The organism is Stenotrophomonas sp. SMYL41 (assembly GCF_036319965.1).
Lineage (GTDB): Bacteria > Pseudomonadota > Gammaproteobacteria > Xanthomonadales > Xanthomonadaceae > Stenotrophomonas > Stenotrophomonas maltophilia_R.
In genome coordinates this window covers 1-12,857 of record NZ_JAWIRX010000023.1, presented here as the reverse complement: position 1 = coordinate 12,857, position 12,857 = coordinate 1, and the positions used below count along the sequence as shown (strand labels likewise).

At 67.2% G+C, this 12,857-nt stretch carries 8 protein-coding genes and 1 pseudogene; 3 read left to right on the top strand and 6 right to left on the bottom strand.

Translation table 11 applies throughout. From position 1 onward, the window contains the following. Positions 1 to 196: 196 nt before the first annotated feature. From V3B30_RS20180 to mtnC, 3 genes are all read left to right on the top strand, one after another. Positions 197 to 838, top strand: coding sequence for a methylthioribulose 1-phosphate dehydratase (locus V3B30_RS20180; RefSeq protein WP_262083453.1), 642 nt, complete (start codon positions 197 to 199; stop codon positions 836 to 838). A gap of 86 nt (positions 839 to 924) precedes the next feature. Next, on the top strand, positions 925 to 1,482 hold the full coding sequence (locus tag V3B30_RS20175) for an acireductone dioxygenase (protein WP_053511800.1): 558 nt from the start codon (positions 925 to 927) through the stop codon (positions 1,480 to 1,482). Between the two features lie 3 nt (positions 1,483 to 1,485). Further along, complete coding sequence (mtnC, locus tag V3B30_RS20170) at positions 1,486 to 2,181, top strand: acireductone synthase (protein ID WP_329809770.1); 696 nt, start codon at positions 1,486 to 1,488, stop codon at positions 2,179 to 2,181. Between the two features lie 86 nt (positions 2,182 to 2,267). On the opposite strand, the gene V3B30_RS20165 is transcribed toward mtnC, so the two are convergent. The 6 genes and pseudogenes from V3B30_RS20165 to V3B30_RS20140 all read right to left on the bottom strand — a co-directional run. After that, complete coding sequence (locus V3B30_RS20165) at positions 2,268 to 4,886, bottom strand: glycoside hydrolase family 2 protein (RefSeq protein ID WP_329809769.1); 2,619 nt, start codon at positions 4,884 to 4,886, stop codon at positions 2,268 to 2,270. Between the two features lie 77 nt (positions 4,887 to 4,963). Further along, a complete protein-coding gene (locus V3B30_RS20160; protein ID WP_262083117.1) occupies positions 4,964 to 6,190 on the bottom strand; it encodes an AGE family epimerase/isomerase in 1,227 nt (408 codons plus the stop codon). Continuing rightward, complete coding sequence (locus tag V3B30_RS20155; RefSeq protein WP_262083116.1) at positions 6,187 to 7,182, bottom strand: carbohydrate kinase; 996 nt, start codon at positions 7,180 to 7,182, stop codon at positions 6,187 to 6,189. Before V3B30_RS20155 ends, V3B30_RS20160 begins: the two co-directional genes overlap by 4 nt. A gap of 7 nt (positions 7,183 to 7,189) precedes the next feature. After that, a complete protein-coding gene (gene fucP / locus V3B30_RS20150; RefSeq protein ID WP_262083115.1) occupies positions 7,190 to 8,503 on the bottom strand; it encodes an L-fucose:H+ symporter permease in 1,314 nt (437 codons plus the stop codon). Between the two features lie 60 nt (positions 8,504 to 8,563). Then, complete coding sequence (locus tag V3B30_RS20145) at positions 8,564 to 9,613, bottom strand: LacI family DNA-binding transcriptional regulator (RefSeq protein ID WP_057499695.1); 1,050 nt, start codon at positions 9,611 to 9,613, stop codon at positions 8,564 to 8,566. A gap of 96 nt (positions 9,614 to 9,709) precedes the next feature. After that, positions 9,710 to 12,049, bottom strand: a pseudogene (locus V3B30_RS20140) (GH92 family glycosyl hydrolase); the annotation flags it as partial. Between the last annotated feature and the right edge of the window lie 808 nt (positions 12,050 to 12,857).

Here is a 12,857-nt window from a genome sequence, read left to right as displayed (position 1 = left end):
GTCGCCGCACAAGGGCTGTCCACGACAGGAACCGGTTCCAGCGCGAGCACGGACTCCCCCATTCAGCCTGCGCTGTGCCTGCCACGATCCAAACGCAGTCCACCGGCTGCCGACACACCGCATCGCGTTTCCAGCGCAGCAGCCCGGCACCACGCCGCAGGCCCAGCCATGGGCCGGATCACGTAAAATGGCGACCATGGACACCCCCACCTTCCCCTACGACACCGCGCGCCTGAGCGAACTGGCCCAGCTGCTGATCGACAACGTCCGCGAACTGGCCCACGCCGGCTGGACCCCGGCCACCAGCAGCAACTTCTCCCACCGCCTGGACGACCGCCACGCCGCGATCACCGTCTCCGGCAAGGACAAGGGCCGCCTGATCGAGGACGACATCATGGTCGTGGACTTCGACGGCCTGGCCGTCGGCCGCCCGCTGCGCCCGTCCGCCGAGACACTGCTGCACACCCAGCTGTATCGCCGCTTCCCGGAGATCGGCTGCGTGCTGCATACCCATTCGCCGGTGCAGACCGTCGCCTCGCGCCTGTACGCGCCGCAGGGCCACATCCGCCTGGAAGGCTATGAGCTGCTGAAGGCCTTCGCCGGCAACAGCACCCATGAGATGGCCATCGACGTGCCGGTGTTCGCCAACACCCAGGACATGAACGTGCTTTCCAAGCAGGTCGATGACCTGCTCGACCGGCAGAACCTGTGGGGCTACCTGATCGACGGCCATGGCCTGTACGCCTGGGGCCGCGACATGGCCGAGGCGCGCCGCCACCTGGAAGCGTTCGAGTTCCTGCTGCATTGCGAACTGGAACTGCGCAAGCTCCGCGGCTGAACCCGCAACGCAGATGCCGATCCGGAATCTGCGCCCTGCCTCCACCCTGCTACCCTGTCTTCCCCCGAGACGTTCAAGCTGCCGCCATGAGCCGACTGCGCATCTACGACGACACCCGCCCCGAATCGCCGCTGCTGGACACCCAGGATGGCGCGATCATTGCCGCCGAGCTGCAGAAGATCGGCGTCACCTTCGAGCGCTGGCAGGCCACCGCACCGGTCGCACCGGGCGCCAGCCAGGATGAAGTGTTCGCCGCCTACCGCGCCGATATCGACCGCCTGGTTGCCGAGCGCGGCTTCAAGAGCGTGGACGTGGCCTCGATCGCCCCGGACAACCCGAACCGCGCCGAGCTGCGCAAGAAGTTCCTCGACGAGCACTTCCACAAGGAAGACGAGGTGCGCTTCTTCGTCGCAGGCTCCGGCCTGTTCACCCTGCACGTGGGTGACAAGGTCTATGAGATCGAGTGCGTGAAGGACGACCTGATCGCCGTGCCCGATGGCACCACTCACTGGTTCGACATGGGCGACGAGCCGAGCTTCGTGGCAATCCGCTTCTTCACCGAGCCGGATGGCTGGGTCGGTCACTTCACCGGCACCGACATTGCGCAGAAATTCCCCCGTTACGTACCTACCCAGGCGTCCTGATCCATGCAGCCCCGCGTCATCCTGACCGACATCGAAGGCACCACCAGCAGCATCTCGTTCGTCAAGAACGTGCTATTCCCTTATGCGCGCAAGGCGTTGCCCGCGTTCGTCGCCGAGCACGGCCAGCAGCCGGACGTCCGCCGCTGGCTGGATGCGGTGGCCACCGAGATCGGTGGCGCCTGCCAGGACAGCCTGGTGGCCGAGACGCTGCAGGGCTGGATCGACCAGGACCGCAAGCACACCGCACTGAAGGCGCTGCAGGGGCTGATCTGGGACGAAGGTTACCGACGCGGCGACTACACCGCGCACTTCTATCCGGAAGTGGCGCCTGTGCTGAAGGGCTGGCACGCTTCCGGCCTGCCGCTGTACGTGTACTCCTCCGGTTCGGTACCGGCGCAGAAGCTGTTCTTCGGCTTCAGCGACGCCGGAGACCTCAGCCCGCTGGTGTCGGGCTGGTTCGATACCGAGATCGGTGGCAAGCGCGAGGCCGACAGCTACCGCCGCATCGTGCAGGCGATCGGCGTACCGGCCGGCGAGATCCTGTTCCTGTCCGATGTGGTCGAGGAGCTGGATGCGGCCCGCGAAGCCGGGCTGCAGACCCGGCTGATCGATCGCTTGGACGACTACCCGATGCCGCGTACCGGCCAGGCCGCCAACGGCCACGAGCGGGTCGAGAATTTCCAGCAGATCCAGCTGTAAGCAAGAAAAAGGGGACGGAGGGGATTAAGTCGTTTGTGGCACACATGGGCCACAAACGACTTAATCCCCTCCGTCCCCTTTTTTGCTCAACGGTCGTTGAGGGTCTTCACCTTCAGCGCTTCGCGCAGGGTAACCAGATCCACCGGGCCGCGCACTTCGATATCGCGGGTTTCGCCCGGCAGCAGGTCCAGCAGGTTGTCTCCGACCTGCACATCCAGCGCGCCGAAATCGATCCACGTCGCGCGCACATACGCCGCGCTTTCCAGGCGCAGACGGTAGTGGTCGCCTTCGATGGACAGCGTGCTCCTCAACGCCTGCCTCGGCAGCTGCTGGTCTTTGGCCTCGACGAACCCGACCACCTGGCGTGCACTCACCCTGCCATCCTGCAGAAGTTCGAACACCGCCACCGTACGCTTGGGATCGGCACCGGCCAACAATTCGGCATCGCGGAAATCACCGATCGAGGTGACACCCGCCGCCGCCAGCGTCACCGCTTCCTCGCGACGGCGCAGCACCTTCCCTTCCACGTCCATCACCCGCAGCCGCCAGCGTGCATCCAGTGCGGCACCGTCGTTGAGCAGGCGCACCCGCGTACGGCCCTCGTCGCGCAGCGCGGCCACCGTCACTGGCGCAAAGAAGCGCCGCGCGGCGAAGTGCAGCGCCTTCCAGCGGCCGAAGTAGTCCACGCTGGACCAAGAGGCGCCCGGCCAGACATCGTTGAGCTGCCAGTACAGCGAACCCATCGTGTACGGCCGAGAGGCGCGATGATGCAACGCCGCCAGTGCGATGCCATCGGCCTGCATCACCTGGCTCAGGTAGATGAAGTCCTCGAAGTCCTTCGGCGTGCCGTAGCCCAGTTCGATGTAGTGCAGCAGGCGGCTGTTGCCCTCGCCGGCCATGAATTTCTGGTGCGCGCGGATCACCGGGCTGTCGATGCGCTGTTCGGCACGGGTGGCGATCTGGTCCACCGTCGCCACAGACGGCCACGCCTGCAGGCCGTACTCGGACATGAAACGCGGGGTTTCGCGCAGGTAGGCCTGCACCGGCAGCGCCGGATTGCCCCAGACCTGCCAGTAGTGCTTGTCGCCACGCGTTGAATCGTTGGCCTTTTCATCCAGGTCGTTGCTGGGAGAGCTGGACCAGTACGGCACGCCCAGCCCCTCCTCACCCACCACCTGGCGCAGGTCGTTGCCGAACAGGTCGGCATAGCCCTGCCAGACCTTCGCCGCGAATGCAGGGTCGGCCGCCTTCAGGTCGCGGCCGTGGCCCCAGTCCTTCCAGGCGGTTTCTTCCTCGTTGTTGCCACACCACAGCACGATGCTGGGGTGATGGCGCAGCCGGCGCACGTTGTCGCGTGCTTCGGCCACCACGCTGGCCCGGAAGGCCGGATCGTAGCCTGGCTGCATGCCGCCGCCGAACATGAAGTCCTGCCAGACCAGCAGGCCCAGCTCATCGGCGATGTCAAAGAACGCATCGTCCTCGTAGTAGCCGCCGCCCCAGTTGCGCAGCATGTTCATGTTGGCGTCGCGCGCGGCGGTCAGCACCTGACGCAGGCGTGCGGCATCGACGCGTGCGGGGAAGGCATCGAACGGAATGACGTTGGCGCCCTTGGCGAAGATCTCCACGCCGTTGATGACGAAGGCAAAGCCCTGCCCGCCCTTGCGGTCTTCCTCGCGGCGCAGTTCGACCGTGCGCAGGCCAATGCGCTGCTCGCGCGCCAGCGCTGCGTCGGCGCCATCATCCAGGCGAGCCCGCACGGTATAGCGATCCTGCGCACCATGGCCCACCGGCCACCAGCGCCGCGGCGTGGCCAGCTCAACCGGCAGCTCAACCGCGTTCTGGCCGGGCTTCAGCAACACCGTGCGTTGCACCTGGGCCACGTTGCGGCCATCCGGATCACGCACATCCACATTCACCAAGGCCGAACCCGCAGCAGCTCCCTGCTCCACCTGCAGCAGCACCGCCAGTTTCGCCTGCTCCGCACTCAATGCATCGGTTCGCACGGCAAGATCGGTCAGGCGGTGCGCGTCCCAGGCCTGCAGGTCGACCCCGCGCCAGACCCCGGCGGTGACATAGCGCGGGCCCCAGTCCCAGCCGAAGTGGTAGGCCGGCTTGCGCGCGAAGTTGCCCACCATCGCGTCCTTCGGCTCATCGCCATACGGCGACGGGTAATTGCCAGCGATCTTGTGCGGCATTGCCTGCACGCCTGGCAGCAGCGTTCGGATCGGCGAGCGGAACACGATCTGCAGTTCATTGCCATTCGCCCGCAGACGCCCTTCCACGCGTGCACGCCAGGTACGGTGCGCGTTGTCCGCGCGCAGCAGCGGCTTGCCGTTGAGGCTGACTTCGGCATAGGTGTCCAGCCCATCGAAGCGCAGCTCGGCATTGGGCTTGGCCAGCGTCGCCGCATCCACGTCGAAGCGGGCGCGGTACTCCCAGGCGGTCAGGCCGATCCACTGCAGCTCGGCCTCGGGCGCACCGACATAGGGATCGCGGATCAACCCATGGGCCAGCAGGTCGGTGTGTACGCTGCCCGGCACCTTCGCCGCACGCCATTGCTGAAGACCCGGATGCGCAGCACCCTGCGCATCACCCGGCAGCATGCGGAACTGCCACTGTGCCTGCAGTGGAGCCGCAGTTGCCGGGATGGCGGAGGCTGCGACCAGCAGCAGGAGCAGACGGACAACGAGGGAAAGGCGATGCACGTGATACTCCTGTTTTTCCGCCGGGCGCGGCCCGGCGCTACCGATTCCGATTCATCATGCGTGTGGCGACACCCGCCTCAACGCACCACGTTCAACACTTCGTAGCACGCGCCCATGGTGTGGTAATCCACCTTGCCGGCCGGGCTCTTCTCGTCGCTGTACTTGCGGTTGTCGGCATCGAGGATGCGGAACCAGGCGCCGTACTGGTGGTCGACGAAGTGCTCCCACGCGTACGTCCAGATGCGCTCGTACCACTGCCAGTAGCGGTCGTCCCCGGTGCGCTGGGCCATCAGTGCGGCGGTCGCCAGCGTTTCGGCCTGCACCCAGAAGTACTTGTCGTCGTCGCAGACGAAGCTGTCGCCGCCGATCGGGGCGCCGTCCATGCCGGGCTGCCGACGCGATTCCGGTGCGAAGCCGTAGTACAGGCCGCCCCGGGCGTCGTCCCAGCTGCGCGCCACCGCCACATCGAACAGGTGCTGCGCGGTCGGCACCAGCCAGTCGGCCTGCACGTGGCGATCCAGGATCAGCAGCAGCTTGGCCCACTCGGTCTGGTGGCCCGGCTGGAAGCCCCACGGGCGGAACAGGTGCTTGGGATCGTCCAGGTTGTAGTCCCAGTCGATTTCCCAGTTCACATCGTAATGTTCCCAGACCAGGCCACCGGCCTTGGCGGCCTGGCGCCGGGTCATGTTGTCGGCCAGCTGCAGCGCGCGATCGACATAGCGTTGCTCGCCACTGGCCTCGAAGGCCGCCAGCATTGCCTCGCACATGTGCATGTTGGCGTTCTGACCACGGTAGCCGGTGAAGTTCCACTGGCCATCGGCTTCATCCTTGTACAGGCCGTGCTGCGGCTCCCAGAAGCGCGCTTCCAGCAGCTGCCAGGTCTCGTCCATCCACTCGCGGGCCTGCTCGACGCCGGCCTTCAGCGCGCAGCTGTAGGCCAGCAGCACGAAGGCCACGCCGTAGCAGTGGTTCATGTCGTCCTCGACCTTGCCGTCGCGCAGGGTCCAGGCGTAGCCACCGGTGACCGGGTTGCGGTGCACCTCGCGCAGGTAGCGCACGCCGTGCTCGACGGCCTCGCGGTATTCAGCATTGCCGAACTCGCGGTAGGCCATCGCATAGTTGAAGACGAAACGGGTGCTGCTCACCAGGTGGCGGTGGTTGGCATCGTAGATGCTGCCGTCGTCACGGAAATAATGGAAAAAGCCGCCGTTCGGATCGATGCAGCGCGGGTGGTAGAACGCCATCGTGTCGGCGATATGCGCGCGCAGGAACGCGGGCGAACGGAAATCGGGCGAGGTGCTCATGCGGTAATGTCCTGGGCCTGCAGCAGCTGCTGCACTTCATCGAGCGAGGGCATCGCGGCGAACGCGCCCTTGCGGGTAACAGCCAGCGCACCGACCGCCGCACCGAAGCGCAGCGTGGCGGTGATCGCTTCCGGGTCCTGGCAGAACGCGGCGAAACCAGCACCCGCCCCACCCCGCTCCAGCAGGCCGACCAGCACGCCACCGACGAAGGCATCACCGGCCGCCGTTGTGTCGACCGTAGCCACGCGGAAGCTGGTGACCGTGCCGTGGTTGTCGCGGGTGTACCAGTGCAGCGTGGCCGCGCCGTCGGTGACGATCACCCAACGCGCCTGCGCGGCCAGCAGGCGCCGCAGCACCGCCGCCTCGCCATCGGCGCCCAGCGGCGTTGCCAGATAGTCCAGCTCCTCGCGCGACAGCTTGACCAGGTCTGCACGCTCCAGCGCCTGCCACAGGCGCGGCGTCGGATCGACGTCGGCGGGCCACAGTGCCGGGCGCAGATTCAGATCGAGACTGACCACCGCACCGGCCGCACGGGCACGGTCCATGCCGGCGAAGGTCGCCTCGGCGATGGCCGGCTCGGTCAGGCTGTTGGAGCAGACGTGGAAGCACTGCGCGCTGTCGAGGCACTCCGCCTGGAAATCACTGTCGCGGAACAGCAGGTCAGCCGCCGGCGGGCGGTAGAAACTGAAGCTGCGCTCGCCACTGGCGTCCAGGGCAACGAACGCCAGCGCAGTCTTCGCCGCATCGGTGCGCACGATGTAATCCGTGCCGACGCCATGTTCGACCAGGCTGTCGGCCAGGAAGTCACCGAACATGTCACGGCCCAGCATGCCGACGAACTGGGTCTTCGCACCCAGCCGCGCGGCGGCGACAGCGACGTTGGCCGGCGCACCGCCGGCGTACTGCAGGAACGCGCGCGGCGTATCGGCCGAGGCCGGCGGCTGCGCTAGTAGATCGATCAAAATTTCGCCGAAGCAGACAATGGCACCCATTCCGGACTCAGCCTCCCTGCGTTGCGGAGGCCGGCGTACGCGCGCCGACCAGTCCGTAGAAAATGATGTAGCCGTAGCACAGCAACGGCAGGAGGAAGCTGGCCTGCACACCGATGTGGTCGGCCAGCACGCCCTGCAGGTACGGCACCACGGCACCGCCGACGATGGCCATGATCAACAGGCTGGAGCCCTTGTTGGTCAGCGGGCCCAGGCGCTCGATGCTCAGCGCGAAGATGGTCGGGAACATGATCGAGTTGAACAGGCCGATCGCCACCACCGAATACAGCGCGACGTTGCCGGAGCTCAGCATGGTCGTGACCAGCAGGCCCACGTTGACCAGCGCGAAGATCGCCAGCAGACGGCTGGGCGAGAAGCGCGCCAGCAGCGCCGAACCGGCGAAGCGTCCGATCATCGCCATCGTCCAGTAGGCCGACACGTAATGCGTGGCCTGCTGCTCACTGAAACCGCCGATGTTCGGCATCGACAGGTAGTTGACCAGGAAGCTGCCGATCGACACTTCGGCGCCAACGTAGAAGAAGATGCCCAGCACGCCCAGCAGCAGGTGGCGCTTGCGCAGCGCATCCAGGTAGCTGTGATGGTGGCCCTGGTCGGCCTGCTCGGTGGCATCACTCAGCGCCGGCAGGCGGAACAGGAACACGAACAGCGCCAGCAGCACCAGCGCCACCGCCAGGCCCACGTACGGGCCCTGCACGGCCTGCGCCTCGGCGGCACGGTAGGCCAGCTGCTCGGCGGCCGGCAGCGCCGCGATGTCATCGGCACTCTTGACCGTGTTGGACAGGATCAGCATGCCACCGAAAATCGGCGCGATGGCCGTGCCCAGCGAGTTCAGCGCCTGCGCCAGGGTCAGGCGGCTGGAGCTGGTCTGCTCCGGGCCCAGCAGTGCGACGTAGGGGTTCGCAGCGACCTGCAGCACGGTAATGCCCGTGGCCAGCACGAACAATGCGCCGAGGAAGGCGCCATACACGCGCAGCTCGGCCGCCGGCCAGAAGCCCAGCGCGCCGATGCCGGCGATCACCAGGCCGGCCACGATGCCCTTCTTGTAACCCAGCGCCGCCACCAGCCGACCCGCCGGCAGCGACATCAGGAAATAGGTGCCGAAGAAGGTGAACTGCACCAGCATCGCCTTGGCGTAGTTCAGTTCGAACACCGCCTTCAGGTGCGGGATCAGGATGTCATTGAGGCAGGTCAGGAAGCCCCACATGAAGAAGATCGTGGTGACGACGGCCAGCGCCTTGCCGTTGGTGACGGCAGGTGCGTTGCCCGAAGAACCCGATACACGGGGCGTTGCGGAGATCGGCATGCGGTACGCGCCTCGATGCGCGGAAGGTCGTTGTTGCGTGGAAGGGGAATATGGAAGCAATCAGTTCGGTCGTGCGGCACTGCTTTCGCGGATGCGCAACTGCACCGGCGCGACCGTGCGCCGTGGCGGCGCGTCCGGTTCATCCAGTCGTTGCAGCAACAGCGCGGCAGCTTGCCGGCCCCGCTCGCGCGGATCGGCAGTGAGCGTGGTCAACGGCGGCACCGCCACCGCAGCCTCGGAAATATCGTCGAAACCGGTAACCGCGAAGTCGCCGCCCGGGCGGATGCCGCGCGAGTTCAAGCCCAGCATCAGGCCCAGCGCGACGGTGTCGTTGTAGCAGACCGCCGCACTCGGGCGATGGCCGTCGGCAAACAGCTCATCGGTGCGCGCCGCGGCTTCCAGGCGGTTCGGTGCCGATTCGATCATCCAGCCCGGTGGCAGCGACAGGCCGGCCTCGGCCAGCGCCTGCTGGAAACCGGCACGGCGCTGGTGGCACGAGCTCGATGCAGCGTGGCCGCCGAAGAAGGCGATCTGGCGATGGCCGCGCTCGATCAGGTGGCGGGTGGCCAGATAGGCACCGTGCTGGTTGTCCAGGGTGAGGAAGTCCCAATCGGCCCCTTCCAGTTCGCGGTTGAACAGCAGCACGTTGGCATTGGCGCCCAACGCCTGCCGCAGCAGCGTGGTGTCGCTGCCTTCGGCCGGCGACAGGATCAGGCCGGCCGGTGTGTGCTCCATCAACGTGGACAGCACCGCCTGCTGACGCTCCGGCGATTCGCCGGTGCTGCCGAGCAGGGTCACGTAACCGCGCCCGCCCAGCGCCTCGTCCACGCCGGACGCGAATTCGGCGAAGAACGGGTTGGACAGATCGTTGATCACCAGCGCGATGCTCGACGAGGTGCGACGACGCAGGTTGGCCGCCGCGCGATTGTAGACATAGCGCTGGCGACGCAGCTCGGCCTCGACCTTGGCACGGGTATCGACGTTGACCAGCGGGCTGCCGCGCAGCACCAGCGACACGGTGGCCCGTGACACGCCGATCGCACGCGCGATGTCGGTCACCGTCACCGCCTTGCCGGCGCGCTTGCTGGGACTGCTGCCGTTGTCGTTCATCGTCTTCCCGGACTCCGCTGGAGGCTCAAGCCTAATGGATCAGGGCCGTGTCGTGCCGTGCCGTTCGCTGGGTCACCGCGAACGGCACAGTCCGGCTCAGCGCAGCTGGCTGCCCGGTGCCGCGCACCAGGACACCGGCAGGTCCTTCACCGCCGTGCCCCAGCCCTGCTCCGGCGCCTTCGCGTCGAGCGCGAACTGCAGGCGCGGGCCCTGCTGCAGCTGGCTCCAGTCCAGCCACACCGGCGCATGCGCCTGGCCATCGACCTTCACGCCCTGCACGTACTGCAGGCGTCGGCCATCGGCGCCCGGCGCGTCGATGCGCAGCGTGCGGCCATTGCCCAGGTCCACTTCCACCTTGCTGAAGCGCGGCGTGTGCAGCAGGAATTGGCCGCTGCCGGGCACCGCCGGGTACACGCCGATGGCGCTGAACAGGTACCAGGCCGACATCGTGCCGAGGTCGTCGTTGCCGGTCACGCCGTTGGGCGCATTGGTGAACAACTGCTGCGCGGCACGCACCACCGCTGCGGTCTTCCACGGCTGGCCGATCAGTGTGTACAGCCACGGCGAGTGCAGGTCCGGTTCGTTGTTCGGGTTGTAGCGGAACTGGTTGTAGTAGCTGTACGGCCCGACCACCCACGCCTTGCGGGCGGCATTGAGCGGATCGGCCTGCAGCGCGTCCATCGCGAAGAACGCATCAAGGCGGCGGCCGGCCTGTTCGCGGCCATCCATCGCTTCGACCAGGCCCGGCACGTCCTGCTGCGCCAGCCACTGGTACTGCCACGCCGTACCTTCGTGGAAACCATGGTGCGAGCGCGGGCTGTAGTGGCCATCGGCCGGCGTGTACCACTGGCCGTCCTCAGTACGCGGGCGCGGGAAACCGGTGAAGCCAGTCTCGGCGTCACGCACCTGCGGGTCCCACACCTTGCGCCAGTTGCGGCCGCGCTCACGCAGCGTCGCCGCGTCCTGCGCGTGGCCCAGGCCATCGGCCATCTGCGAAAGCGCACAGTCGGCCAGCGCATACTCCAGCGTGGCCGAACCACCGTGGTGCGGATCGACGTCCATGCCCTTGGACGGGAACGCGCGGTCGTAGACCACATAGCCCTTGTCCAGGTAGGTCGGGTTGCCGGAACGGCCCGCCATCCGCGAGTTCAGCGGCGGCGTGCCGAAAGCATTGCGGCGCAGCGCATCCCATGCCTGCGATTCACGGCCCTTGAGCGCACCGAAGCGCCACAGGTCGACCATGAACGGCGTGACCGGATCGCCGGTCATGATGTTGGTCTCGAAGTTGGCATAGCCCCAGCGCGGCAACCAGCCGCCCTGCTCGTCGATCGCCAGCAGGGTACGGCCAATATCGCGCGCCACGTCCGGGCGGGTCAGTGCCAACCACTGGTTCTGCGCACGGTAGGTATCCCACAGCGAGAAGTACTCGTAATAGGTCCAGCCATCGGCGCGGTGGATGCCATCGTCATAGCCGCGATAGCGGCCGTCGGCATCGTTGCCGGTCATCGGCTGCAGCAGCGCGTGGTAGGCCGCGCTGTAGAACACGGTGCGGTCATCAGACGTACCGCCCTGCACACGCACCCGGCCCAGCTGCTCGCGCCAGGACTGCTGCGACAGCGCACGCATGCGGTCGAAACCGAGCAGCGCCCCGCCCTGCATGCCTTCCGCGCGCAGGTTGGTGCGCGCGCCTTCGGCATCCACGTGCGAGATCGCGCTGACCGCCGTCACCGACTGGCCGTTGGCCAGGTCGAAGCTGAGCCAGGCACCGTTCGGCTTCTGTTCGCCTTCCATGCTGTGGCGCGCGCCCGGCAGGCCACCGCCCTCGCCCCAGGTGCCATGCGCCTTGAACGGGCGGTCGAACTCGATGCGGAACCAGGTGGTGTACTGATGGCCACCACAGAAACTCTTGGTGACCAGCTTGCCTTCGACCACGCGGTCGCCCACCACATCGACCACGCTGCCGATCACCGAATGGCGCTCGTTGGCCTGGCCGACATTGACCAGCACGTGGCCATCGCCACTGCGCTGGCTGAAGGTGTAGCGTTCGGCGGCGGCCCGGGTGCGCGCGGTGGCCTCGGCATCGATGCCGCCGTAGCTGGTCAGGCGCACTTTGTAGTAGCCGGCCTGGCCGACCTCACCGTCGTGGGTGTAGGACGCCGCGTAGGCCTTGTGATCGAACTGCTTGGCGTTGCCGGTATCGAAATCGCCGCCCGGACCGATCGAGCCCGTGACCGGCAGCACCGACACCTGGCCGCCCTGCTCCCAGCAGCCGGCGCCGGAGATGAAGGAATGGCCGAAACCGCGGATCTTCTCGTCGTCATAGCGCCAGCCCGAATAGTGGCTGCCGATCGGGCTGACCTGGATCAGGCCGAACGGTGCCGACGCGCCCGGGAACGTATTGCCGTCGTCCTTGCTGCCGATGAAGGTGTTGACCTCGCGCTCCAGCGCAGCCGGCGCGGCCTGCAGCAGCATCGGCGACGCCGACAGTGCGAGCAGGCAGGCCAGGCGCGCCAGCGGGCGCGAAGACAATGGGACGGCGGGAGCGGACGGCACTGGACGCATGTCGGGTTCCTGTAGTCGATGACACGAAGGCAGGCGGCCGGGGCCATCCGGCACCGTTCCGCTGAGCCCCGCCTCAACTGGCAGACAGCTCCCCCTGGAATGACGCCCGACCCACGAGGCCGTGAATTTAGATCGATTCAAGTAGAGCATGCAGGTTCAGCCGAATGCATTCTGCGGCGCAGCATCAGAGGGGGTGTTCGGCAGGACTGCGCCCTGCACCTGCTCCGAGCCAAGGCAACAGCCGGAGCACTAGCAACAGCTGGCTATCCGTGGGTAGGGGGGGGGGGGGGGGGGGGGGGGGGGGGGGGGGGGGGGGGGGGGGGGGGGCGGGGGGCGGGGCCCCCCCCTAACCCCCGCGCGGGGGGGGGGGGCCGCCCCCCCCCCCCCCCCCCCCCCCCCCCCCCCCCCCCCCCCCCCGCCTTCGACGATTTCTCGCGATCTGCTGTAGATCCACGCCATGCGTGGATGAATCTCTGTCAGATAACGAAATCAATCGGGGTCAGATCCGTTTTCCAGAGGAAAACGGATCTGACCCCATGCCGTCCGCCATGCCTTTCCCCAGGACAATCCAACCGTCACCTGGAAACTGTCGAAGGCGGGGCGGTGTCGGATTGCGGGGTGTCCGCGGCATGGATGCCGCGGCCAAGCCCCCATGGACGGGTTTACGGCGTCCCCGCAATCC

Excerpts from the sequence above, each read along its gene's own strand:
- V3B30_RS20155 (WP_262083116.1), bottom strand. The coding sequence starts at position 7,182 with ATGGGTGCCATTGTCTGCTTCGGCGAAATTTTGATCGATCTACTAGCG.
- mtnC (WP_329809770.1), top strand. The coding sequence starts at position 1,486 with ATGCAGCCCCGCGTCATCCTGACCGACATCGAAGGCACCACCAGCAGC.
- V3B30_RS20180 (WP_262083453.1), top strand. The coding sequence starts at position 197 with ATGGACACCCCCACCTTCCCCTACGACACCGCGCGCCTGAGCGAACTG.
- fucP (WP_262083115.1), bottom strand. The coding sequence starts at position 8,503 with ATGCCGATCTCCGCAACGCCCCGTGTATCGGGTTCTTCGGGCAACGCA.
- V3B30_RS20145 (WP_057499695.1), bottom strand. The coding sequence starts at position 9,613 with ATGAACGACAACGGCAGCAGTCCCAGCAAGCGCGCCGGCAAGGCGGTG.
- V3B30_RS20175 (WP_053511800.1), top strand. The coding sequence starts at position 925 with ATGAGCCGACTGCGCATCTACGACGACACCCGCCCCGAATCGCCGCTG.
- V3B30_RS20160 (WP_262083117.1), bottom strand. The coding sequence starts at position 6,190 with ATGAGCACCTCGCCCGATTTCCGTTCGCCCGCGTTCCTGCGCGCGCAT.